Source organism: Enterococcus sp. AZ177 (genome assembly GCF_050544585.1).
Taxonomy (GTDB): Bacteria; Bacillota; Bacilli; order Lactobacillales; family Enterococcaceae; genus Enterococcus_L; species Enterococcus_L plantarum.
On record NZ_CP172944.1, the window covers coordinates 826552 to 852342 of the forward strand.

At 33.7% G+C, this 25791-nt stretch carries 23 protein-coding genes and 1 other annotated feature (1 of these 24 only partly in view); of the genes, 14 read left to right on the forward strand and 9 right to left on the reverse strand.

The features are described from left to right. Positions 1 to 130: 130 nt before the first annotated feature. Complete coding sequence (locus IGJ34_RS03985; RefSeq protein WP_069654339.1) at positions 131 to 1708, forward strand: peptide chain release factor 3; 1578 nt, start codon at positions 131 to 133, stop codon at positions 1706 to 1708. 133 nt (positions 1709 to 1841) lie between these two features. Here IGJ34_RS03985 and IGJ34_RS03990 read toward each other — a convergent pair whose 3' ends face one another. Beyond that, positions 1842 to 3011: a SulP family inorganic anion transporter gene (locus IGJ34_RS03990; protein WP_430598177.1), complete on the reverse strand. Its 1170-nt coding sequence runs from the start codon at positions 3009 to 3011 to the stop codon at positions 1842 to 1844. A 142-nt stretch (positions 3012 to 3153) separates the two neighbouring features. Between IGJ34_RS03990 and IGJ34_RS03995 the strand changes: the two genes are divergently transcribed. Continuing rightward, entirely contained in the window at positions 3154 to 3477 is a 324-nt protein-coding gene (locus tag IGJ34_RS03995) for a helix-turn-helix domain-containing protein (RefSeq protein ID WP_111247002.1), read from the forward strand. A gap of 264 nt (positions 3478 to 3741) precedes the next feature. Here IGJ34_RS03995 and IGJ34_RS04000 read toward each other — a convergent pair whose 3' ends face one another. Then, positions 3742 to 4056: a DUF1827 family protein gene (locus IGJ34_RS04000; protein WP_206835695.1), complete on the reverse strand. Its 315-nt coding sequence runs from the start codon at positions 4054 to 4056 to the stop codon at positions 3742 to 3744. A gap of 195 nt (positions 4057 to 4251) precedes the next feature. Then, positions 4252 to 6507 (reverse strand): AAA family ATPase, encoded by a 2256-nt coding sequence (locus IGJ34_RS04005; protein ID WP_430598178.1) that lies wholly within the window; start codon positions 6505 to 6507, stop codon positions 4252 to 4254. A 330-nt stretch (positions 6508 to 6837) separates the two neighbouring features. On the opposite strand from IGJ34_RS04005, the gene IGJ34_RS04010 reads away from it, so the two are divergent. From IGJ34_RS04010 to IGJ34_RS04040, 7 genes are all read left to right on the forward strand, one after another. Further along, entirely contained in the window at positions 6838 to 7029 is a 192-nt protein-coding gene (locus IGJ34_RS04010; RefSeq protein ID WP_069655529.1) for a hypothetical protein, read from the forward strand. A gap of 173 nt (positions 7030 to 7202) precedes the next feature. After that, on the forward strand, positions 7203 to 7469 hold the full coding sequence (locus IGJ34_RS04015) for a phosphocarrier protein HPr (protein WP_010760596.1): 267 nt from the start codon (positions 7203 to 7205) through the stop codon (positions 7467 to 7469). Continuing rightward, complete coding sequence (gene ptsP / locus IGJ34_RS04020) at positions 7469 to 9196, forward strand: phosphoenolpyruvate--protein phosphotransferase (protein ID WP_206848293.1); 1728 nt, start codon at positions 7469 to 7471, stop codon at positions 9194 to 9196. Before IGJ34_RS04015 ends, ptsP begins: the two co-directional genes overlap by 1 nt. Positions 9197 to 9770: 574 nt before the next feature. Further along, positions 9771 to 10682 carry an ABC transporter substrate-binding protein gene (locus IGJ34_RS04025; RefSeq protein ID WP_206835688.1) on the forward strand — a complete coding sequence of 304 codons (912 nt, stop codon included), beginning with the start codon at positions 9771 to 9773 and terminating at the stop codon, positions 10680 to 10682. Positions 10683 to 10704: 22 nt separating this feature from the next. Beyond that, a complete protein-coding gene (locus IGJ34_RS04030; protein ID WP_069655526.1) occupies positions 10705 to 11427 on the forward strand; it encodes an aspartate/glutamate racemase family protein in 723 nt (240 codons plus the stop codon). Between the two features lie 17 nt (positions 11428 to 11444). Beyond that, the gene (locus tag IGJ34_RS04035; protein WP_069655525.1) at positions 11445 to 12683 is read left to right on the forward strand and encodes a dicarboxylate/amino acid:cation symporter; all 1239 of its coding nucleotides are present in this window, start codon (positions 11445 to 11447) and stop codon (positions 12681 to 12683) included. Between the two features lie 241 nt (positions 12684 to 12924). Next, positions 12925 to 13893 carry a DUF1002 domain-containing protein gene (locus tag IGJ34_RS04040; RefSeq protein ID WP_069655524.1) on the forward strand — a complete coding sequence of 323 codons (969 nt, stop codon included), beginning with the start codon at positions 12925 to 12927 and terminating at the stop codon, positions 13891 to 13893. Between the two features lie 330 nt (positions 13894 to 14223). On the opposite strand, the gene IGJ34_RS04045 is transcribed toward IGJ34_RS04040, so the two are convergent. The 4 genes from IGJ34_RS04045 to IGJ34_RS04060 form a co-directional block, all read right to left on the reverse strand. Beyond that, positions 14224 to 14871 (reverse strand): ABC transporter ATP-binding protein, encoded by a 648-nt coding sequence (locus IGJ34_RS04045; RefSeq protein ID WP_069655523.1) that lies wholly within the window; start codon positions 14869 to 14871, stop codon positions 14224 to 14226. Between the two features lie 15 nt (positions 14872 to 14886). Then, entirely contained in the window at positions 14887 to 16164 is a 1278-nt protein-coding gene (locus IGJ34_RS04050) for a hypothetical protein (protein ID WP_430598179.1), read from the reverse strand. Beyond that, positions 16148 to 17092: a hypothetical protein gene (locus IGJ34_RS04055; protein ID WP_430598180.1), complete on the reverse strand. Its 945-nt coding sequence runs from the start codon at positions 17090 to 17092 to the stop codon at positions 16148 to 16150. Before IGJ34_RS04055 ends, IGJ34_RS04050 begins: the two co-directional genes overlap by 17 nt. An 85-nt stretch (positions 17093 to 17177) precedes the next feature. Next, positions 17178 to 17573, reverse strand: coding sequence for a hypothetical protein (locus IGJ34_RS04060; RefSeq protein WP_258379261.1), 396 nt, complete (start codon positions 17571 to 17573; stop codon positions 17178 to 17180). A gap of 188 nt (positions 17574 to 17761) precedes the next feature. On the opposite strand from IGJ34_RS04060, the gene IGJ34_RS04065 reads away from it, so the two are divergent. The 5 genes from IGJ34_RS04065 (at position 17762) to IGJ34_RS04085 (ending at position 23747) form a co-directional block, all read left to right on the forward strand. Continuing rightward, positions 17762 to 18160: a hypothetical protein gene (locus IGJ34_RS04065; protein WP_430598181.1), complete on the forward strand. Its 399-nt coding sequence runs from the start codon at positions 17762 to 17764 to the stop codon at positions 18158 to 18160. An 83-nt stretch (positions 18161 to 18243) separates the two neighbouring features. Further along, positions 18244 to 18501 carry an AbrB/MazE/SpoVT family DNA-binding domain-containing protein gene (locus IGJ34_RS04070; protein ID WP_206835656.1) on the forward strand — a complete coding sequence of 86 codons (258 nt, stop codon included), beginning with the start codon at positions 18244 to 18246 and terminating at the stop codon, positions 18499 to 18501. Continuing rightward, positions 18501 to 18890, forward strand: coding sequence for a type II toxin-antitoxin system death-on-curing family toxin (locus IGJ34_RS04075; RefSeq protein WP_430598182.1), 390 nt, complete (start codon positions 18501 to 18503; stop codon positions 18888 to 18890). Before IGJ34_RS04070 ends, IGJ34_RS04075 begins: the two co-directional genes overlap by 1 nt. Before the next feature lie 111 nt (positions 18891 to 19001). Continuing rightward, a complete protein-coding gene (locus IGJ34_RS04080; protein ID WP_430598183.1) occupies positions 19002 to 20876 on the forward strand; it encodes a site-specific DNA-methyltransferase in 1875 nt (624 codons plus the stop codon). A 9-nt stretch (positions 20877 to 20885) separates the two neighbouring features. Beyond that, positions 20886 to 23747, forward strand: coding sequence for a DEAD/DEAH box helicase family protein (locus IGJ34_RS04085; protein WP_430598184.1), 2862 nt, complete (start codon positions 20886 to 20888; stop codon positions 23745 to 23747). 35 nt (positions 23748 to 23782) lie between these two features. On the opposite strand, the gene IGJ34_RS04090 is transcribed toward IGJ34_RS04085, so the two are convergent. Both IGJ34_RS04090 and IGJ34_RS04095 read right to left on the reverse strand, forming a co-directional pair. After that, positions 23783 to 24055: a hypothetical protein gene (locus IGJ34_RS04090; protein WP_206848298.1), complete on the reverse strand. Its 273-nt coding sequence runs from the start codon at positions 24053 to 24055 to the stop codon at positions 23783 to 23785. Between the two features lie 947 nt (positions 24056 to 25002). Then, positions 25003 to 25383 carry a hypothetical protein gene (locus tag IGJ34_RS04095; protein WP_430598185.1) on the reverse strand — a complete coding sequence of 127 codons (381 nt, stop codon included), beginning with the start codon at positions 25381 to 25383 and terminating at the stop codon, positions 25003 to 25005. Between the two features lie 278 nt (positions 25384 to 25661). After that, positions 25662 to 25791, forward strand: a binding site (T-box leader); it runs 127 nt beyond the window's last position.

Below are 25791 nucleotides of genomic sequence, written 5' to 3' on the forward strand. Positions count from 1 at the left end.
AATTCCATGATATACTACATTAGTTGAAGAATAAAGAGCAGGGAGAATTTTCCAATGTAAATAGCCTTTAAATAAACCAAGATAAATAAATGAAGTCTTTTCAAGAAAAAATGATAGATTGGAGCAACGAATGAATAATCCGCATTTAAAAGAACAAGTAGATAGCCGCCGCACGTTTGCCATTATTTCCCATCCGGATGCTGGTAAAACAACGATTACAGAACAGCTTTTACTATTTGGAGGCGCAATCCGCCAAGCTGGAACTGTAAAAGGAAAGAAAACAGGAAATTTTGCAAAATCTGACTGGATGGAAATCGAAAAACAAAGAGGAATTTCTGTAACCAGTTCAGTGATGCAATTTGACTATGATGGGAAACGCGTAAATATCTTGGACACACCTGGACACGAGGATTTTTCAGAAGACACGTACCGTACTTTGATGGCTGTGGATAGCGCTGTTATGGTAATCGATAGTGCCAAAGGGATCGAAGCCCAAACCAAGAAATTATTTCAAGTTGTAAAAAAACGTGGGATTCCAATTTTTACGTTTATCAATAAATTAGATAGAGATGGTCGAGAACCGTTAGAGTTACTTGAAGAATTAGAAGAGTTGCTAGATATTGAATCATATCCAATGAATTGGCCGATTGGTATGGGAAAAGGGTTGGAAGGATTATATGACATCTACAATAAGCGTGTAGAAGTTTACCGTCCCGAAACCAATAATGGCGAACGTTTCATTCCATTAGTGGATGGTGACATTCCAAGTGATTTGCCTTTGCATAAGGATAGTGTTTACCAACAAGTATTAGAAGAAGTTGAATTGTTAGTTGAAGCAGGTGACGAGTTTGATACGGAGAAAATTGCTCGCGGTGACCAAACACCAGTCTTCTTTGGTTCAGCGTTAACCAACTTTGGGGTCCAAACAATGTTGGAAACTTTCTTGCAATTTGCACCATCACCATATGGACATAAGACAGAAGACGGACAAGAAGTCAGCCCTTATGAAGAAGAATTTTCAGGCTTTGTGTTTAAAATCCAAGCAAATATGAATCCAGCTCATCGAGATCGTATTGCTTTTGTTCGTATCTGTTCAGGAACCTTTGAACGTGGAATGGACGTTACACTTGGTAGAACCGGTAAAAAAATCAAGTTAAGTAATGTGACACAATTTATGGCTGATGCTAGAGAAAATGTCGAAGAAGCCGTAGCTGGGGATATTATTGGGATCTATGATACAGGGAATTATCAAATCGGAGACACGTTATTTGAAGGGAAATTAAAAGTTCAGTACGAAGAATTACCCTCATTTACACCAGAGTTGTTTATGAAAGTCAGTGCCAAAAATGTGATGAAACAAAAATCATTCCATAAAGGCATTTATCAGTTGGTTCAAGAAGGTGCGATCCAGTTATATAAAACGTATTTAACGGAAGAGTATATCATTGGGGCCGTTGGGCAATTGCAATTTGAAGTATTCCAACACCGTATGCTGAATGAATACAATGCAGAAGTTATTATGACACCAATGGGTTCAAAAATCGCACGTTGGATCGATCCAGCTGATTTGGATGAACGTATGAGTTCAAGTCGTAATATTTTGGCAAGAGATCGCTTTGATCAGCCATTATTCTTATTTGAAAATCAATTTGCGATGCGTTGGTTTGCAGATAAATACCCGGATGTTGAATTAAAGAGTTTGATGTAAGATATTAACTGATAGTTGAATCAACAACTAAATAAAAGGTTCTGAGAGATATAACTTTAGTTGTTATATCTCTCAAAACCTAAAATAGAGCATATGTTGAGTCGAAACAGACAATATTTCGATCTCTTTGATACTAGATACTATGCTTTTTTTTTGAGAAGGAATAAACTATCCCACTTAACAAAACACCTAGTATTATTCCAATTGCTAGATTATGTGTATACACAATAACTGAAATCGTTACAATCATAATAAAACTTTCAGTGATTTCAAAGGTCCGTATTAACTGGAGACTTTCCCATTCAAATGTATCCAGAGCAACGGTTATCATAATTCCAATCAAAGCTGCTGTGGGAATTTGGATCATAATATCTTTAAAGACAAAAATAAATAGTAATAACGATATAGAAGCAATAAGTGTAGAAAGTTTTTTTCTTCCACCAGATTTTACATTAATTACAGCTTGTCCAATCATTGCACAGCCTGCTTGTCCACCAAAAAAACCTGTAATAATATTTCCTAGTCCTTGTGCTTTAACTTCTCGCTGACTATCACTTTGACTATCTGTCATTTTATCAATAATAGGAACAGTCAATAACGATTCAATTAATCCAATCATTGCTAAAGCAAGGGATGTAGGTAAGATGATTAAAAGAGTTTGAAGTGTTAAGGGAACTGCAGGTAAAGAAATAGTTGGAGAAATAGCACTCATATCCCCTAGATTGCCCACAGTCTGCAAGTTGTCTTTAGATATAAAGGAAATAATCGTCATAAATAAAATAATGAGTAGAGCAGGTGGAACGACTTTCGTTATTTTAGGAATAATGTACATAAGAATAATTGTTGTAACGATCATAATGTAAGACCAAATTGATTGATTAGGAAGTTGTTGGATTTGGGCTAAGAAAATTAAAATCGCTAAAGCATTTACAAAACCAAACATAACTGTTTGAGGAATAAACCTCATCAATTTATGAATCCCCATATACCCAAGAAATAATTGAATAAAACCTGTTAAAATAGTCGCGGCGATCATGTAATGTAGTCCATGTGATTCTATAAGAGAAGCAATGACAAGCGCCATTGAGCCCGCAGCTGCTGATACCATCGCAGGACGACCACCTGTAAATGTTATGACCAATAGCGTTATAGCAGAAGCAAAAAGTGCAGAGATAGGATTAACACCGGCAATAATAGCAAATCCAATAACTTCAGGAAGAATAGCGATTGAGGATACAAGTCCCGCAAACAAATCATTTTTTTCATTACCTAACCATTCATTTTTATGAAAACTAAATAACACGTGTTATAGACACTCCTTTTTTTTTATTTTTTTGAATAACTAACTATATAATAGTATCATAGTTAAATGAGGAAATGAATCTATAAGTGTATTTTTTTTGAAAAAAAGTTATCTATAACTTAATTTGATAGGGGGGAATAAATTGGATATAGGAAAAAGAATTCAAGAGTTGAGAAAAGTAAATAATATGACTGCAAAACAATTAGCCGAAATAATCGACATTTCGCCCTCCTTTATTTCTGCAATTGAAAATAATACGTCAAAACTATCTTTACTAACGTTGACTCATATTTGTGAAGCATTGGGCGTGAGTTTATCCGAATTTTTTAACAATAATTTATCTTCAATAGACCAAAAGTTATTATCTGTTATTATGAAGTTACCGGAGAATAAAAAATATGAACTTTTAGATTTTTTAACAGGATTATCTTTCACACAAAAAATGAGTGACGCATCTGAAAAATAGCATCTAAGGTTAGAATTAAAGAAAAGTCCAATTCAAAAAAAGGTGTGGGAAAAAAGTAAAAATCACTTTTGTCTCACACCCTAAATGCGAATAAACGGTGGGAGCAGAAGCAATCACTTCGGAAATAAGCTGAAATTGCTGTAAAACACAACAAGGAACGAGATGATGTCGCACAGTACCTACTTGGTCACAAAAATTTGAAAAACAATTTTCGTGAATTCCTTCTTATTTCTCGGGATTAAACGCTTCTGTCCCAGCCTATTTTTAGCGGACAGATAAATTAGATATCATCGGAATCGAAATTTCTATAACATCTTTCAATTCAATGATTGAAATTTGATTACGGTCATAGTTTTCTTTTGGAATACGTTTCAAGAAATAAGTAAGAATTTCATTGATTTCTGTTTTACGAACAGCTCGTTTTTTATTTACAACCAAGATTTCAGCATGTTGAGCAGCTTCTGTATAAACGACGGTCGTATTGCCCGCTGAATAAACTTTGACAAAGTATGCATCGGTATTTTCTAGTTGTTTATTGACTAACTGTTTGTAGCTGTTGGTTACATTGACTAATTTCATTTTTTTCACCTCAATATAATTCTTTAGTTGTCCGTTACTAATAAGAAACAGAGTATTCACAGATTCAAAAAGCTGGAATAGTCGTTGCTATACGTTCTATGCATCTTAATTATAAATTTTTTTAGCGTAAATAAAAAGAAATTTGTCTTAAAAAACACAGAAAAGTCAATCAGTTTGCCTGATTGACTTCACTTTCTATTCTTCTTCTATATTGGTTTCGCTGGTGTCACTAGAATCTATTGTGGTTTTTCCAGTTACAATAATTTTTCCGTCATCGTCTAGTTCAGCAATTAATTGATGTTCCTCTGGATGATCTAGGAAGTATTCAGCGATGCCGTCTTCGATTTGTTCTTGAACCGTCCGACGTAATGGACGAGCACCCATAGCTGGATCGTAACCTAAATCGACTAATTTTTCTTTAACGTCTGTTGTTACATCAATATGAATTTTTTGATGAGCGAGTAAACTATTGACATCATCTAACATTAAGCTAACGATGTTCATTAAGTTTTCTTTACTCAACGCTTTGAATTCAATGATGCCATCAAAACGGTTTAAAAATTCAGGTGTAAAGAAATTGTTTAATTGTCCTAAAACAGATTTTGTAAGTCCCGCACGTGCAGCACCAAAACCGACATTAGCTTCTACATTACCAGTTCCTGCATTACTTGTCATGATAATGATCGTATCTTTGAAGCTGACTGTTCTGCCTTGTGCATCGGTTAAACGGCCATCATCAAGGATTTGTAAGAACATATGCAATACATCTGGATGTGCTTTTTCGATTTCATCTAATAAAATCAAGCTGTATGGATTACGACGAACTTTTTCAGTTAATTGCCCCGCTTCATCGTAACCGACATAACCAGGAGGTGAACCGATCAATTTAGAGACACTATGTTTTTCCATGTATTCACTCATATCAAAACGAATCATTGAATCTTCTGAACCAAATAATTCGTAAGCTAATTGTTTCGCCAATTCTGTTTTACCGACACCAGTTGGTCCAACGAATAAGAAAGAACCGATAGGGCGATTTTGCTTGCCTAGACCAACACGATTACGGCGAATAGCTTTAGAAACTTTATAGACTGCATCATCTTGACCAACAACGCTAGCTTTTAAATCGACCGCCAAGTTTTTCAATTGTGTTTGTTCTTTTTCTTTTAAATCACCGACAGGAATACCTGTTTTTTGTTCTACGATCGCTTCAATATTTTTTTCATCGATCACAGGTGTTTCTTCATCACTGATTTGCTTTTCTTTCATTGTCTGTAATTTATTGATTTGATCGCGATAGTACGCAGCTTTCTCAAAATCTTCTTCAGCAGAGGCTTGTTGTTTTTGTTGTTCTGCATCTGCGAGTTTCTTCTCAATCGTTTTAGGATCGACGATTTGGATCGTTAAGTTCATTTTAGAACCAGATTCATCTAATAAATCAATGGCTTTATCAGGTAGGAAACGGTCTTGAATGTAACGATTTGATAAAGTTGCAGCAGCTTTAATGGCTTCATCCGTGTATTTCACATGGTGATAATCTTCATAACGTTTTTGTAATCCTTGCAAAATAGCAATCGTCTCGTCTACCGTTGGTTCATCGACACGGACAGGTTGCATTCGGCGTTCTAACGCAGCATCTTTTTCAATAATGCGGTACTCATTCAAAGTAGTTGCACCAACCATTTGTAATTCACCACGAGCGAGCGCTGGTTTTAGAATATTGCCGGCGTCCATGTTGCCATCACCAGCAGCACCTGCGCCAACGATTTCATGAACTTCATCTATAAATAAGATGACATTTTCAGCTTGTTTGATTTCATCGATCAACTTTTGCATGCGTTCTTCAAATTGACCTCGAATCCCTGTACCTTGGACTAAAGAAACGACATCTAAACGGATAACTTCTTTGTCCAATAATTTTTGTGGCACATCGCCATCGACGATTTTTTGTGCCAAACCTTCAACAACGGCTGTTTTACCAACACCAGGTTCTCCAATCAGAACAGGATTATTTTTTGTTCGACGATTTAAGATTTCAATCACACGTTTGATTTCTTCATCACGTCCGACAACAGGATCAACGTCTCCGTTTCTAGCAGCTTGCGTGATGTTGATACCATATTCACCTAATAAACCATCGGACTGTCCAACACCTCCACGAGGTGGCTGACCGCCGTTAAAACCATTCCCATCACCAAACTGAGTTGGGGGAGTTTGCCCATTAGGATTCCCTTGTTGTTCTTGCATTTGACGAGAGAGTGAGCGGTATAAATCATCTAAACTTCCAAAACCAAATGGATCTTGTTGAGACATTGTTGGTTGATTATCGTTTGCTTTTGTTTTTAATTTTTGATAGCAACTTTGGCAGTAGTCTAATTGTTTTCTTTGACCATTAACATTTGCATATAAGTGGATCGTTGCTGGATTTTGTTGACAATTTTGACAAATCATAGGATAAAACACGTCCTTTCAAGATAAGACTAATTTTAATTCAAAGTCCTTATAAGTAAGGTCAAAAAACAGTTGACCATTTTTGACCTTTGAGATTATTATAGCATCTTTTTGGCAGGAATCAAGCAATTGAACTCTGGTTTAAGCCAATAAATAGAGAGAAAAACTCATATTACTTTGAATGTTCATTACCTACATTGTAAATTATTAAGTCTTAGTAAAACTATATACGTTTATTTATACAGAAAATGAGAATAATTTAGACAATTATCTATTTTTATCATACAATAACTTCAGTCGAAAAATAAAAGTGAAAGCTGTGATCAATCCATGTATGAAAATCCATTTGAAGAACAAATCAACGCATTAAAGGAAGGAACTATTTCTGAACTGGTTATAGAACCAAAAGACTTTACAACCTTTAGGGAAGTTTGGAAAAATTTGCCGGATCGAATGTCAATTGTTGGAGAAGCCGGATTAAATGGACGAATTATATATCATTATATGAAAGAAGAAGATTAATCGATCCTTTCATTTGATAAAAAATAGGTTAAAAGTGTTGTAACTACTCACAAAAAATGGTAATCTTAAAAATTGAAAGGGTATTATCCAGATTCAAGTTTCAATTGAAACGTACCAAGAAAGGAAAACCCTAACATAAAAAATTAATTTATTTACGAAGGAGACCGATTCATATGGAAAAGAAAGAATTTCACATCGTAGCAGAAACAGGGATTCACGCTCGTCCAGCTACATTATTAGTACAAACTGCAAGTAAATTTAACTCAGATATCAACTTAGAATACAAAGGTAAATCTGTTAACCTTAAATCAATCATGGGCGTTATGTCTCTAGGCGTTGGTCAAGGTTCAGACGTGACTATCTCAGTTGACGGTGTTGACGAAGCTGATGCATTAGCAGCAATCGTAGACACAATGCAAAAAGAAGGATTGTCAGAATAATGTCTGAAATGCTAAAGGGAATTGCCGCAAGTGATGGAGTTGCTATCGCTAAAGCTTACCTGTTAGTTCAACCTGATTTATCTTTCGACAAAAAATCTGTAGAAGATACATCTGCTGAAGAAAGCCGTTTAGATGGCGCTTTAGCAAAATCTACGACTGAGTTGCAAGCAATCAGAGAAAAAGCAGCGCAAAGCCTTGGTGAAGAAGAAGCGCAAGTATTTGATGCTCATTTAATGGTTTTATCTGACCCTGAAATGATTGGTCAAATCAAACAAAATATTCAAGATAATAAAGTAAATGCTGAAGCTGCATTAAAAGAAGTAACAGATATGTATATCGGTATGTTCGAAGCGATGGATGATAATGCCTACATGCAAGAACGTGCTGCTGATATTCGTGACGTTGCGAAACGTATTTTAGCTCATTTATTAGGTGTTACTCTTCCTAACCCTTCAATGATCAACGAAGAGGTTGTTGTGGTTGCCCATGACTTAACACCAAGTGATACTGCTCAATTAGATCGTACGTATGTAAAAGCATTCGTAACGGATATTGGCGGACGTACATCACATTCAGCAATTATGGCTCGCTCTCTTGAAATTCCTGCGATTGTAGGGACAAAAGAAATCACTGCTAAAGTGAAAGAAGGCGACATTTTAGCTGTTAACGGAATTGATGGCGATGTCATCATCCACCCAACTGACGCTGAAAAATCTGATTTTGAAGCGAAAGGCAAAGAATATGCTGACCTTAAAGTTGAATGGGAAAAATTAAAACATGCTGAAACAGTCACTGCTGATGGTAAACATATCGAGTTAGCTGCAAACATTGGTACTCCTAAAGATTTAGAAGGCGTACACAACAATGGTGCTGAAGCTGTTGGTTTATATCGTACAGAATTCCTTTACATGGATTCTCCCGATTTCCCAACAGAAGATGAACAATATACAGCTTACACTGCAGTACTTGAAGGCATGAACGGTAAACCTGTCGTGGTTCGTACAATGGATATCGGTGGAGATAAAGAATTACCTTATCTTCAATTACCGCACGAAATGAACCCATTCTTAGGCTACCGTGCATTACGTATCAGTTTATCCGAACGTGGCGACGAAATGTTCCGTACACAAATGCGTGCGTTACTTCGTGCTTCTGTTCATGGTAACTTACGTATCATGTTCCCAATGGTTGCAACGTTAAAAGAATTCAGAGCAGCGAAGAAAATCTTTGAAGAAGAAAAAGCAAAATTAGTTTCTGAAGGAACAAAAGTTTCTGATACGATTCAAGTTGGTATCATGATCGAAATTCCTGCAGCAGCTGTAATTGCGGACAAATTCGCCAAAGAAGTTGATTTCTTCAGTATTGGAACAAATGATTTGATTCAATACACAATGGCAGCAGACCGTATGAACGAACGTGTTTCTTACTTATACCAACCGTATAACCCATCAATCCTACGTTTGATTAAAAACGTGATTGACGCATCTCATGCTGAAGGTAAATGGACTGGTATGTGTGGAGAAATGGGCGGCGATCAAATGGCTGTACCGTTATTAGTAGGAATGGGCTTAGATGAGTTCTCAATGAGTGCGACATCTATTCTTCAAACTCGTAGCTTAATGAAACGTCTAGATACTAAGAAAATGGCTGAACTTGCAGATCGTGCGTTGAATGACTGCGATACAATGGAAGAAGTTATTGACTTAGTTAAGGATTATACGAAATAAATAAGTACTAAAGTCTTCACCATTCAGAGTCTGTTCTGAATGGTGAAGGCTTTTTTTTATTAGTGAATGTTTGGTAATTAAGTCTAGAATGAATACTAATTTCGAAATAGAATCAACTATTTTCACACTTTTTTAAACTTCTTATGTCGGATTTCCTTCTTAAACTATCGTGATAATCGTTGGTTAATTATGGTGGCCTTTACAATAAAATGGTTCAAGTATATTTTGCTACTCCTTTATTTTTATTCGTTTATTATGTCGTTTTTCATATAAAGTTTGTAATAAATAGTTATTTTAAACAAAAAATATAAATAAAATGTTAAAAAGTTCAATGAAAAGGACATGGATACCGCTTACAATATGATTTGTGATAGTTCAAAAAGATTAAAAAGTAGTGAAACTCAAGAAACTACGTTGATTACATGCAAGCAAGATTTGCAATCATTGATTCTGAGTCTACAAACAATAATCACACGAATCAAGTAGAACATTCTCGTGATAAAAGGTCATAGGAGACCATATAGCATATATTGTTATCAAAACCTAAATATAATCAAAAAGGAGATTTTCTAAATTGACTACATTTACAATTGCTGCAACAGGATTATCAATGAACTACATGCCACAATACATCGCAGAAGAACAAGGTTTTTTTGATGAACAAAAGCTAAAATTATGTTCGTATTTACCTGATCCTTGGACAAAAGGACTTGATGATTTAGAAAATGGTCAAGCAGATGTTGTGTTAGGTGGAATGTGGTTGCCTATGATTTATTGTCAGAATATTCAAAAATACACGTCAGTTGCAAAAATAGCGTCTAAATGCCCATTAGTTATTCTTTCAAGAGAAAAAATATCAGGATCATTTGATTGGAAAAAGTTAGAAGGAAAAAGAGTACTTGTATCAGGAGGCGATGGGGCAGGTCATTATTTAATGACGGTTGGCAGCGCGCGAGAAGGTGGTGCTGATCCAAATAAAATTCGGTTTATCCATGATTTTTCAACAGCTATGATTTGCGATCTATTTGAAAAAGGGTTTGGTGACTTTATAGTAGTCCAACCAGATACAGCTCATTCCATGATTGATCGACAAGTAGGTTTTAACTTCTGTGATTTAACCAGAAAGGGCAGCAATATACCTTGGAGTGTTTACTATAGTTTGCCTGAAATAATAGAAGATAAATTAGTTGAATTTGAAAAATTCGCTGTAGGTCTTCAAAAAGGGACGTCATATTTATTAGAACATGGAGGAAAAGCCTGCAGCACGATTATTAAAAATAATTGGCCTACAATTTCCGTAGAAGACGGTATTAAGACAATTGATCTGTTTATAAAAGAGGGAATGTGGACTCCGACTATAAATATTGAGTCCCAAGAGGTTGATCGTTGGCAAGATTATTTAATACTAGGAGATGTATTAGACAGAAAAATAGCGTACGACAAATTAGTCGATAATCGGCCATATCTATATTCTAAAAATAAATAAATTTATGAAAAAGGAGATTCAAATGAAAATTATTGTTGCTAATCCAAATAGTAATACAGAATTAACAAAAGTTTTAATGAAATCAGCAGAAAAAGGGTTTAATGATTCATCTACAGAATTGATCCCATATACCAATCCTAAAGGCTCTAAACATATAGATTGTACTTTTGGCGATTATCAATCTGTTTGGTCGTTTGTGCGAGGGTTACTTGATTTTACAGAAGAAGTGAAACCAGATGCAATTGTATTAGCTGGATTCGGGAATTTTGGTTTTTTTGCTTTAAAAGAAGCATTAGATATTCCAGTCATATCAATAGCAGAAGGATCTCAAGTTATTGCGACCATGTTAGGACATAAGTATTCAATTCTAACTGTTTTCAAACAAAATATACCTTATCAAGAAGATCTTACACATTTACTACGTTTAGAAGGAAAACTTGCCTCAGTACGAGGGATTGAAATGGATACGGAGAATGTGAGCCAAAACAGTTCCGTAAAAGAATCGCTAAAAAACACAATCATCAAGATGATTGAAGAAGACGGTGCTGAGGCAATTGTATTAGGTGGTGCTAGATTTGCGATGTATGCGGATTCATTAAGCGAAGAAATAGGTGTTCCAGTTATAGACCCTGTTTCAGTATCCGTAAAATTAGCTAAATTATTTGTAGAGTGTCATCTATCACAGAGTAAGATTGGGAAATTTAATTATCCACCACAAAAAATAAGCGACTATTTTGTTGACTGAAAAGGAGTACGAGCAGAATGATTTTAAATAAAGTGAAGAACTCTAGTTTATCTATGAGGATTGTCGTAGGATCTATTATAGGGTTGATCATAGGTTTTGTGCTAGGAGAAAATGCTGAAAGTTTAAAGTTTTTAGGTGATATCTTTTTAAGATCAGTAAAGATGTGTGTTCCCTTATTAATTTTTTGTTCTATTGTTGAAGCAACGGCCTCTTTACCGTTAAAAGAATTAAAAACTGTTGGACTGAAAACATTGGGGGTATTTTTTGTTAGTACGTCTTTGGCGGCAGTTTTGTCAATTATTGCAGTAAAAATCATCCCAATCAATTTAACGTTGACTGCTCCTGGTTCAGATGCATATAAAGGAACGGTTGCAGGTGGTAATATTCAAGAAACTATTGTAAATTTTATTCCAGATAACGCAGTTGGGGCACTTGCAGAAGGTGTTATTGTCCAAATCATTGTTTTTGCAGCATTGTTTGGTATTTCTGTAAATATTATGAAGGATAGTTTTGAAAGTGTAAACGCACTCTATGAGTTAATATTAGGTTTAAGAAAAGTAATAATGAAAATCGTCTCTATTGTGATGGTCTATGCACCAATTGGGATTTCAGCGATGCTTGCTGGTGTTATTGGCACAAGTGGAGTAGATGCGTTGAAATCACTTGTTCAGGTCATTGTAATCGTAAGTATACTTGATATTATTTTCTTTACGCTCTATACACTTTATGTAGCTATCAGATATCGATTAAACATTGTTACGCTTCTTAAAAATAGTCTAAATATTATGGTTATAGCTGTAACAACTACTTCCTCAGCGATAACTTTACCAGTATCTTTAGAGGATGTGCCTAAAAAGATGGGCGTTAAAGAACGAATATCTGATTTTGTTTTACCTTTAGGAAATGCATTAAATACAAATGGCTCGCCAATTTCAAATATTGTTTCGGCTGTGGCTTGTGCATCTGTATTTGACATCCAATTTACATTACAAAATCTTATTTTATTAGGCGTATTCTCAGTTGTTGCATCTTTTGGGAATCCAGGTGTTCCAGGTGGCGGAATTGTATCTATGGCAATTGTTTTTCAAATGATTGGTATTCCAGTTGAAGGAGTAGCTATTTTTGCAGGTTTGGATTATTTTTATTCTTTAACACGAGCACCATTGAACGTAATGGGGAATGTTTACTCATCAATTATTGTTGGAATTAAAACAGGTGAATTTGATAGAAACGTATTCGAATCCAGTACTAACTAAAATGAGTCATTACGAGTATATAGTTTGTAGAAAATTAGGACAAAAGCATTCAACCGCGAAAAGTGGTTGCTTTTGTTCTTTTTTATTGGAAAAACTGAGTATAGAGTTGATTCGCTTAGGAAAGGAAACGTATTCTTTAAAAGGTCAAGATACTAAAATTTTCTTAAAACGGAGCATACTTAGGGACTAACTAAAAGTATTGTTGTATAGTAATGAACAAGTAAATCTTTAGGAGGTTACTATGAAACAGACAAAAACAACACTCGCTGTAGCAATGACAGTTCTTTTGGTTTCTACAGGTTTATCAAATGGAAAAACAGCATTTGCTACACAAAGTAGCACGGTTGAAAGTACTTCAGTAAGTGCTAGTAATACAGAAACCACTCAAAGCTCCGAGCAAGTACTGCAGATTAATGCAGTTGCTTTAGGAAATGCACTGACGCAAGAGCAAAAAGAGTATACGTTGAAAGAACTAGGTATCAAAGGTGAGACACCACAATATACAACGACAGGACAAGATTTGATGAGTTTTATCCCTGATGGCGGCTTTACGCCAGAATGGGCGGTCTATAGCTCTGTTCGCATGGAGACACAGAAGAAAGGATCAGGAATTTCGGTTGATATTGCAACACCCAAAAATATCACGAAAATTACTGAAGCTCAATATCAAAACGCAGCCCTGACAGCTGGTATAACAGATGCTAAGCTAACCGTTGCTTCAGCGGTACCAATCGATGGATCTGGTGCGTTAGCTGGAGTCTACAAAATTGTCGAAGAATCTGGTGGCATTATCAATAGAGATCGTGTTGGCGTAGCACAAGATGAAATGGATGTATTATCTAAGATCACAGAAGAAAATAAAGACAAAGCTGGTTATTCCGATGAAGCTTTAAATGCAGCGCAAGAACAAGCGAAAAAAGAACTAGCTACAAAAACTGCAGATGGCAAAACATTGACCCAAGCAGACATTCAAAAAACCGTTGAAAGTGCGTTGCAAAGTCAAGGAATCAAAGATGTCATGTCATCAGATCAGGTCAAAGAATTAACGACTCTGATGAGTGATATGAAAGATAAAAATATTTTTGAAGATTTTGTAAATCAACTAGATTTGTCCAAAACGAAAGAGCAGATTCAAGAAAAATCTAAAGGACTTTGGGAAAATATTAAAGGATTTTTCAGTGGCCTTTGGGATTCGGTTACTGGGAAATAAAAGAAATGAAGTTGGATGAGATTGGCACAGAAGTTTTTATTTTCATAGGCATTGCTTCTGATCCACCGATCCAGATTTTTTAAGGGTGCGGGATGTGACTTGTAGAGTCATGGCCCACACCTATTTTTTTAATGTGAATAAGTGAAGAAATAAACGACACTTTTGAATGTTTGGAAAAAGGATAAAGTCAATAAAGAGAAGATAAGAAGTAGATCAAAAATCAAAATGCGGCCATCAAGATGATGTATTGCATAGTACAATGATTCTGATTGGTTGTTCGGGTGTAACGATGCTGTTTCACAACGGTGATTTAAAAGTATGTATCTACTATTAGTTTGAAATTAATCTTTTATTTTCTAATACATATTTTCCATCGCAAACTTCGGCTACAGCATTACTATGCGTAACCATAATCAGTTTAGTTCCCAAGTTCTGGATATTTTTAAATAATTCTAAGATTTCAAGTTCAGTTTTTTCATCTAAAGCCCCAGTAGGTTCGTCCGCTAACAAAATAGCCGGTTTTTTGATGAGGGCTCTAGCTATAGCGACCCTTTGTGCTTCTCCACCGGAAATTTCTGATATCTTTTTAGTGCTGTATCCTGGTAGTCCTACGAGACTTAGCATCTTTTCAATATCTTTATTTTGATTCTTGGACTGTTCATTTAGCCCAAGCTGAATATTAGCTTGAACATTTCTGTCACCTAATAAATTGTAATTTTGTGTGATAATGCCAATAGTATCTTTTCTAAATTTTATATTTTTTTTGGGATTTTTACTGATTGTTACACCTTTGAATTCGTAAAGACCATTGTATCGGGTGTCAAAGCCAGCTACTATTTTTAATAAGGTTGTTTTCCCAGAACCACTTCGTCCTTGAATGGCCACAGACTGATGACCATTCAAGGCAAAGTTCAAATTGTCGAAAAGCAATGTATCTGTTTGCGGTAGTTTCTTTTGGATATCGTGTAAATGAATCAAGTAAATCAACTCCTATCAATAGAAATCATTAAAACTAGAACGTATATCTTTATTTAGAAACTGTTTCATTAACCCTATATCCATTATTGAAAACAGAGCCATACCTAGAACTACAATAAGGAAAAATGTGCTAACTTGAATGGGAGACAGGAAATAAGTGATAATGAAGACTACTAATAATAGAACATTTCCAACAGTTACATCTAAAACAAGTAAAGTAGTTAAGTGCTTCAACGAATCACCGTTAGCAAAGGATAAGTAATATCTGGTTCGTCTGTGCACATACATCCTACACGTTAGAAAATGAACGATTGCTAAAAGACAAATCGTGATACACAATAACAGTGAGATCAATAATGTTCTATTATAATGGATCAGCTCATACATTCTATTGTATTGCAAAGTGAAGGTTGGGACTCCGAGTAAAGTGTAGTCATAAAATCCAGTTTCGTTTGCTATGGTTGAGAGCTGTTTTGTTAAGTAGTCTAGGCCTTTGTTTTGATCTATACTAATATCTCCATTTAACATGGCAAAATAGAGCATACCAACAAATTCCTTATTCTCCTTGGATACAGTACTTAATTTTTCAGGATACGGAAGAATAATATAGTCGTCCAAGTATTTGTTTAGGTCATTTTTGTAAAACACAGAGGTATTTTCTTTTAAAAAACCAATTATTTTAAAATCGAATGGCTTTAAATACAAACTTCCTTTCATCGTTTCGCCTACACTATAACTCTTTTTATAATTTGAACCTAATAATATCGGTAATGTATGATTCTCTATATCTAGGTCATCCCAATGGAATAAAGCTTTATTTTCTGTTTCAAGTTTATAGTAATCAAAGAAATTTTTGTTAACTTGAAAGCATTTGGCGTCAAAAACCTCTTTTTTGTTCATTGGGTCAATATAATTGCCAATAATCTCCATATCTGTACCATATGCTTCATTGAATTCTATGTCTCCTTTAAAATCTTCTATTTGTAGAGGTTGATCAAAGGAGGAGATAAAATGTAGATTCTCCTTTGTATTTAACTGTTCATAGAATGATTTCACAGTAGTTAACAATGTTTTTGATTGTCTGAAGTGATAAAAAGCATCAGGTTCCGTCAGTGTGTCGGTTAATGTAAATAATTTTTTATTGGACGATTCCTCAAGGTTGCTGGTTAGCTCTACATTGATGTTTACAGCAAACAATAAAAATAGATAGAGGAGAAAGAAAAAGACAGCAAGAATAGTGGTTTTTAATAAAATAAGTAAACCATTTTTTTTAAGATTATAAATTAACTCCATGTAAATTGCTCCTTTCTTCTTTAATAAAGAAGCATGTGAAGCTAAAACACATTAATAAAAGTTGCGTCAAAAAAAGTTTGTACATAAAGAAGTAATGAATGGAAATGAGTTGAAACAAAGGTAAAATCAATAAACAAAAAAACATAGGGATGATGCAAGTAGAGAGTAAATAAAATAGACTCGATTTATATTTTTTTAATGTAGATGTACCTAGTATATACTTGATGAAATTTTCCTTTTTTAAATCCGTAAAAATAAGATACGCGATCAAAACGGTACAGACAATTGCTATAAATAATGTCAGTGAATAAATAAGAGGAGAAAAATAATCACTATTTACTTTTCTATCTAATCCCATATTCTTTTGATAGGAATTGTTTTTACCGAATCGATCATAATAAATAGTATTGATTTTTTTTCCATCAATCGTTAAGTACGTTGTTGGCATGTTGAAAAGAGAGGAATCGTTAATCAGCACAGATTCATCTAAAAAACTGGGCTTCGTAATTCCTAAATAACCGATAACTTTATATTTTTTGTTGTTGTACTCATAATAAGTGCAGTCATTTTCTGAAACCGTAGCAACCTCTTTTCCAACCAAAGCTTCTTTAGTATTGGATGTTGAAAAAAAAGAGCCATTGCTAAGTGGAAAATGGGTATCAGAATAATCCTTTGAAAAGTATCCTCGTACGTTGTCGCTGTTTTTACTTTCTAAAGAAATAAATACGCTAAGATCAGATGAGGTTTTAAATGTCTCTTTAATTAAGGTTTGGAACGTCTCTTTTACGAATAGATGACCTGTTGAATATAAATCATTGCTTTCAAAAAATAATGTATCCTGTTGTCTCTGATATTCGCTAACAAATATGAGCAATAAATAAGTGCAGAGAATCAATATAGTTGAGACGAAGAATCTTTTCTTTTTCATTTGCCACCTCACTTGTGCTAATGGAAATAACTATCCTAACAGCAATAGCTCTTTTGAGAATCGTTAAATTGTTGTGAGGAGAAGCTTATCTTCCATAGTAAGTTCTTGCAGCAGCTGTATCTTCACCGTGTGACATTCTGTACCAAGGTGAAACAGCTTCCGTTCCATTCCAACCGTATTTTCGATTTGAAGTGGTTAAAACAATCCCACCACGGTGTTTTTCCATTCGAGCAGTAGTATAGTGATAAACGCCTTTCCAAGTTGTCCAACCATGAGCTCTGTACGCAGTATTTTTTGAGATAACTTTAGATTCTCTTTTACCTCTATGATTAACCGCCGCACGAGGTAAGAGTACATTGGGATTTAAGTAATTACCGTCTTCCTCTGACCAACCACCAACTTCTTCAGCATTCGCTAATGTAGGTATAAACGTCAGGACAATAGTCGCAACAACAACGAACGACAAACTAAATTTTTTCACGAGTAAAACATCCTTTTCTGTTTAATGTAAGAATAATATCACAAAAAGAATTTTAATGTCAATCGATTTTTAGATATTCTGCCTTTTTACCTCAAATAGGGAATGAACCAATCTGTTATGCCAAGATTGATTTTAGCTAGATTTCAGACAAATTTTTTTATACTATGTAAGAAGGAGGAGAATTTTAAATGGGCAAACGAAAAAGACTCCTGTTAGAAGCTCTGATTTTTAATTGTATTAAGTACAGTGCTGTGAAAAGAACGGTTTTTGTTCTTTTCGTCGTTAGTTCTTTGTTTGAAACGCTGTATAAAAAAATTTTTTTTAAGAAAGCTAGAATTTTTTCTGGTCAAGGTTTCACAAAGCTTTGGATAAATAAAGAGGAAATAATCATTAAAAAAGGACAAATTACCGATATAAAAGCACAGGTTAGCTTGTATAGAACACGATACGGTGGATGGTCAACTAGTACAAAGTTAATTATTTATACAACGTTGGGGAAGTTTCATTTTACGAATAATCAAGTAATTTATAAGATGGATAAGGTTTTAAAAATGAGGTTCATAAAAAAAGAAATGGTTATTCAATAAAATGTATTTATTTTTAAAAAGAGTGTTTTAAAAAAAAACACTCTTTTTGTGTTATAATGAATAAAATCAAGGAGGGGCTAAAAATGACTAAAACAATAAAAAAATCAAGAAAAACAAGAAAACAAGGGAGTTCATATATTGCATCGTTACCAAAAGAGGTCATTCAAGCATTATCTCTAAATGAAGGTGATACACTAGATTTTATTATTCGTGATGGACAAGTCTCGCTTGAAAAACCTTTGGCAATCAAATCAGATAATGTTCCCAATGAATTTTATGATGATATCGATTTTTTTATGAATAAACACGATCAAGCGTTTAAAAATTTGGTTGAGAAATAATGAGGTACTTGACGATAGAAGAAGTTATTGCAATGAATTATGCGTTGATTAAGTGTTACAGTCCACGTGAAGTTATCGGGGTTAAGGAAATGGGAGCTTTAGAAATGGTTATTGCTCAACCAAAACAGGGAGTATTTGGGAAAGAATTGTATCCAACTGTTTTTGATAAAGCCTATATTTTATATGAAAAGTTAATAAAGAAACATTGTTTTCATAATGGGAATAAGAGAACGGCAGTTTTAGCCTTATTGGTTTTTTTGAAGCGAAATGGATTGATTTTAGAGGTTAAGGATAGTGAGTTAGAAGATATGAGTGTGGGGATCGCTATAAATGAATTTTCGCAAGAAGAAGTAGTTTCATGGCTAGAAAAAAATTGTTGTGGAGTTTAAGTTTAGTATTAAGATAGACAAATAAAGCTGATTCATACAGTTAGCATCATGCATGGATTTTTAACTTTTGCTATACTGTAAACGAAGAGAATTTTAGAAAGTAGGAGAATAATGAATAGAGCGAATCAAAAGAATAAACTTTATGATGAAAAAATAAATAACTTGAAAAATATTATTCCAGAGGCTTTCCAAGATGGAAAACTGAATGTCAAAGAATTAGAATCTTTACTTTCAGGTTATATTGCAGAGGATGATTTTAATTATTCATTCACTTGGCATGGGAAACAACAAGCTAAACGCGGGGCTTACCTGCCGACTACATTAACATTGAAGCCGAATAAAGAAAAAAGTAAACAATTTGATGAAACTAAAAATATTTATATCGAAGGAGATAATTTGAATGTTTTAAAAGTATTACGGGATACGTATGCTAATAAGGTTAAGATGATTTATATTGATCCTCCGTATAATACTGGAAATGATTTTATTTATCCAGATAATTTCGAACAACCATTTGAAGAATATAAAAGAATGATTGGTTTGATTGATGATGAAGGAAATAGAATTTCTACTGAATCAGAAACCTTTGGAAGAAAACACACTAATTGGTTAAATATGATGTATTCTAGATTGCTTCTGGCTAGAGATTTTTTAACTGATGATGGTGTGATTTTTATTAGTATTGACGATAATGAACAAGCGAATTTGAAGAAAATATGTGATGAAATATTCGGAAATTTCATTGGTCAAATAACATTTATGAATAATCCAAAAGGTAGATCACAAGATAAATACTTAGCAACATCTAGTGAGTATATACTAATATATACGAAAAATGAACTACCTAGCGGTGAGATATCGGTCTATAAAACAGATGAGGAAGTTAAAAAAGATTATACAGAAAAAGATCAAAAAGGTTTCTTCAGAACATTAGAACTTAGGAATACACATCGAGAATTCGGCAAATTCAACCGACCAAATTTATTTTATCCAATTTTTGTCAGTGATGAAGGCGAAGTTTCCTTGGATAAGCAAGAAGACTGGCAAGAAATATATCCTATTTGGAACGATGGGTTCGAGGGTTGTTGGACATGGGGAAAAGATAAATTTAAAAAAGAGCAAGAGTTAGTTGTTGCTAAGAAGGTTAGTAATAACTGGAAAATATATAGAAAGTCATACTCTGATGTTGAAGGAGATAGAACGAAAAAGCAAGTCAAATCTCTTCTGACAGAGAAAAAATTTTTTACAGAAAAAGGGCAGTTAGTATTTAATGAGTTATTTAAAACTAAAGAAAAATTCTTTCAATCTCCAAAAGCTTTAGAATTAATAAAGCTTCTATTGAATATGGGGGGAAGAAAAGATTCTATAATTATGGATTTCTTCTCTGGTTCTGCTACTACTGCTCATGCAGTGCTACAACAAAATTTTGAAGATGGTGGTAATAGAAAGTTTATCATGGTTCAGTTGCCAGAACAAATTAATGAGAAACAAGAAGCATATAAAGGAGGTTATAGAACGATTACTGAAATAGGTCAAGAACGAATTCGTCGAGCTGGGGAGAAAATTATTTCTGAAAATCCATTGCTAACTAATGAACTAGATGTTGGTTTTAAAGTCTTCGAACTAACAGATACAAATTTTCCTCAATGGAATGAGGAGGTAGATGAAGAAAGTATCTCCTCTCAGATGGAATTACTTGCTTCTTCAATTCGTGATGAAGAATCGGCTGTGTACGAAGTATTGTTGCTACTAAAAGAATATTTATTAGATGAATCGGTTAAAATGGTCATTCCTCATGTTTATGTGATAGGGAATAACAAAAAGACACTTGTTTATCTACATGATCAGTTGTCTGATGAAACATATCAATGGTTAATAAAGAATTATCAAGAGTATTCAAAAGTTATTATATACGACAATGCACTAGATCAAAGTCAAAAGATTAATTTGCAAGGTACGTTAAAAGAAAAAATGGAAACAGTGTAGGTGGGAGAGATGGAATTTAAGTATACAACAAGAAGTTACCAAGAAAGAGCCATTCAAAGTGCTGTTAAACTTTTTGAAGGACAGCCCACAAATAATCAAAAGTTAGATATTTCATACTATAGTACGGCAATAAATAACTATGGAAATCAATTGTTTGTTGATGATAATCAACTATTAAAAAATTTGAATGACGTCCAAAAGTGGAATGATAGAAGCGATGCACCTATCAAAGTATCAGAGGAACTTAAAGAATTAGATTATTCAATTGAAATGGAGACAGGAACTGGTAAAACATTTGTTTACTTGAAAACAATTGTGGAATTAGCCAAAATATATGGCTGGAAAAAATACATTATCGTTGTTCCTTCAGTTGCAATCAAAGAAGGTGTTAAAAGCGAGTTCGATCGATTACAGCAAACTCTTGAGGATGAGTGTAAGCAAACTGTCATCATGTCTAATTACGATAGTAAGAATATTAATAATTTGGAGACATATTACCGTTCTAATATGATCGAGATTCTTCTGATGACAATGCAGAGTTTTAATAGTGATAATAATGTTTTAAATAAAGTGAATTACGATCTGGAAGTTGAAAAACCAATTCACTTGATTCAAGAATTAAACCCAATTGTTATTTTAGATGAACCACAGAAAATGGGTGGAGAAGCAACGCAAGCAAAATTAAAGGAGTTTCATCCATTATTTACGTTGAGATATTCGGCAACTCATAAAGAGCTAGTTCATCCAATTTATCGATACACACCAATAGATGCTTATAGAGATAAGTATGTAAAAAAAATTGAAGTTCTTTCTGTATATGGAAATGATATCAAAGATATTCAATCTTATGTCGAAGTAATGGAGATTGGGAATGACAATCGTGGTGATATTTTTGCCAAATTAAAATTTTATCAGAACAATAAAAAAGGAACGAAACTTGTTACGAAAAAAGTTAAAAATAATTTTGATTTATTTGAACAAAGCAACGAAATGCCGGAATATCAAGGATACAAAGTAAAAGCTATTCATTTGAATGAACGAACAGTAACTTTTGATAATGATATAGTTGTAGAAGAGCATGCTGTAACTCAAAATAAAGACGATATAATGAAAATTCAAATATACGAGACTATTAAAACACATTTAATAAAAGAAAAAGCTTTGAATCAAGAAGGTATTAAAGTACTCTCGTTGTTCTTTATTGATAAAGTAGTTAATTTCAGGAATCCAGAAGATAATGATGGCAAAGGGAAAATTAGAAAGTGGTTTGAAGAAGCATATACAGAGCTTACTTCAAAACAAGGCTATAAAGAATTTTCAATTGATTATCTAGACAATACAACTGATGTTTCAGATATATTAAGTGCCTACTTCTCCCAAGATAAAAAAGGATTTAAAGATACTAAAGGAACAACAAAAGTAGATGAAGAAACATATGATTTGATCATGAAAAATAAAGAAAAATTACTATCTTTTGATAATCCAGTTCGTTTTATTTTTTCTCATTCAGCATTAAGAGAAGGTTGGGATAACCCTAACATTTTTCAAATTTGTACTTTAAATGAGACTATAAGTGAAACAAGAAAAAGACAAGAAATTGGTCGCGGACTACGATTACCTGTTAATCAACAAGGAGAACGGATTCAACAAGAGGACATCAACGTTCTTACTATAGCGGCAAATACATCCTATGAACTTTTTGCCAAAGAATTGCAAGAAGAAATACTAGATGATACTGGTTTGAAAACAACCTCTGTCCCTATTGGAAATGCACGGGACAAAAAAATCGTTAATCTTCGAAAAGAAGCGTTGGAGCATCCAGAGTTTAAAAAATTGTGGGGAAAAATTAATAAAAAAACAAAATATTCTATTGAAATCGAAGATAAACAAATTGTTCAATGTGTTGTATCAAGGATTAATCAAGATGGATTTAAGATTAACCCGCTGGAATATGTCATTAGACGTACAATGATGACTAGCTATGAGGATGCAGATAGAAACCGAAAAGTCATAGATAGTCAAATTGGTGAAGAAATTAAAGTTCAAAGAATTCCTAATATTATTAAACGTATTGCGGATAATACTGGAGCAACAAAAAGAAATATTGTAGATATAATCAAAGAAGCAAATATCATAGATCAAATTTTTCAACAGCCAGATTCATTTGTTGAAAAGCTATCTCAAATAATTATAGAGGAATTACCTAAACTTTTAAAAGATGGCATTCAATACGAAGCAACTGGAGAAGAATATCAGCTTTCCTTGTTTAAAGATAAAATAGAGGTTTATAAAAATAACAAATATCTTTCATCAAAGCTTAACGATCATACACTATATGAATATGTCCAATTAGATTCTAATACAGAGTTAAAATTAATTGATGAATTTTCATCAAATGAAAAAAATTTTAAATTTTTTGTCAAACTGCCTTCGTGGTTTAAAGTACCGACACCCGCTGGAAACTATAACCCAGACTGGGCTATTGTGTATGAAGAAGCTGAAGGAGATAAGTTGTATCTGGTTCGTGAATCGAAGCAAACAAATGCAAACTATTTTTCTGTAGATCATCTGCGTCTAAATGAAGTTCAAAAAATAGAGTATGGAAAAAAAGCTTTTGATAGTATCGACGTTGATTTTCAAGTTATTGAGAACGCATCAGATATAAAAAATGGCGTGTTTCCTTTTGAAAAAATAGGTCATCCTATTAAAAATAAGGAAAAAGAACTATTTTTAAGTCAACGTTTATATCCGATGATTAAAGCAAATATGAAATATGAGGATGCAAAAACTGTCTTACCATATGAATTCGAGAAATTTTCAATTGTTGCGGAAGAGTATGATAATTACCTATCAGAGAATAAATACAAATAGGCATTGATATAGCAACATGACTAAGGTATAAGTGATTATAGTGTACCAATTTCTTGAATTTTCGATAATTGTTTTTCGGCAGTCAAATTGAGCTTTTCAAATTCTGCGTTAAATGTTTGAAATAGTTTTGAACATGCATAATAATCTTTCACAACCTGTTTCTTATTAATCGGCGTATTTGGATTCGTAAAATATTTCTCCAAAACCGCCAACGGTTCTTGCCATGATTGTAATCGTTCAACTGTATCTCTAAGGTCAATAATTTCCTGATAAGGAACAGCTTTAATACAACGTGCGGAATTTTTCATAAGTAAATTCTCCTTTTAGAGTTTATTTAAGCATCAATCAGTAGATGAGAAAAAGAAAAAATCGATAGAGATTGCTGCCTCTATCGTTGGGATGACTAACAAACTATAGCGCGTTTCTTAGCCCAATTTGAAGAAATTTCAAAAACTGTCTAGAAATTCTTACAAAAATTAGGTACAATAAAGAAGCTAGTGCTACGGTACTAGTAATCAGGCAACTTGGATAGACAGGTCGTAATGTCTATTTAGGGCTTCATTTACAGGGTGGTACCAGTAAATGAAGTGCCTATTTTGCTTTGAATCACTGCGATTGGCAATAAGACAGAGCAGATGATAAAAAGTACAAGGTGAATAAAATGAACGTTGTCACCATATTGTCAATTCTTTTTCTCAAAGTCTATAGGATAGCAACAAAAAAACGACTACAGTTACACCTGCAATCGTTGACAATAGGCACTTCAAATAACGGTTATTTTTACACGTTTGTACTTGGAAGGAGAAGATTTGAGGTCTTCTGGTAGACAAAAGTATGTAAAAATAAGGATTTGACGTACACTATTGGCGATTTGCTTAAGCAGGTCGTACTGTTCAATCAAAACTTCTCTAGTTTGGTTGGTAGCCAGATCAGGAAGTGCCAATTATTTAGTTTTATCGTTAGGAGCAACAGCCTTACTGTACACTTATTTCTGGCTAAGTATATAATCGCTGTTCTCACTGTTAATTATTTCTATCCTATGGCTATTAGTATACCGAAAAAAACAGCTGTTCGCAATAAAAAATCTTACATTCCTCAATTAAATAACACCTAAAACCCTCTCCCTTATATATAAGAAAAAATAACAAAAAAATTTTTTCTATGCTCTATTTTCAATCTAACGAAAGGGAGTTAAAAACTAAACAAAAGCTATTTTATATACAAAAAGAAAGCCCCCATATTGAGGACTTTTCCATTAAATCATGATGTTAGTGATTCGATTATTTTCAAGCGTCAACTCGACACCAAAAAGTTGAGTTTCCCATAACCAAGTAGCTTTAATGATGCCTTCTTTATTTTTTCTCATGTTATTTGGAATACCAAAGATATTGATTGCCTTTTTTAAGGAATCCCCTTCTTTAATTTTCCAAATTGTTTCATCATTCACAGTCGAAAGATGTTCTGGATCAGTAATAGAAAAAGTCAGGATTTCCCAATCTTCTTCTGAACTATCAAAATTTAATTGAGTAAATGTTGAAAGATCATTTTCTTTTTCCAAATTAGTCAATGTAATCGTTCCTTCTTGCTTATTTGGGATAATACTGGAATAATTATTTTTTTCGCCAAACCGTTGCAATGCCTGGATGTTCTTATTACTATTGTTATCAGCAAGATCGATTTTTTAGAAATAGATCCTCGACAGAGTGATAAGTACTGTAATAATGTGTAAAAAGGCTAGTGGCTATTATTACAAGCAAACCAATAATGATGGAAACCTTTTTCCTTTTTAGTTTATCGTTCATTTTCATCCTCCTGATACAAAGTATAAATGATTACTATGCTATGTGCTTTATTTTTTTAATGATCCATTTGACACCCACCACTTCATCTGCTATTATAATTAAAAATAAATAAAAAAACACGTAGAAAAAGAAAGTAAAATTCTGTGGAATTTCTAAAAGAGAGCCTTGGTAGCTGAAAAGAGGTGAAAGAAAACGAATTTGAAAATGGCTTTTGAGTGGGCATTTCGAGATATTAATTTAGA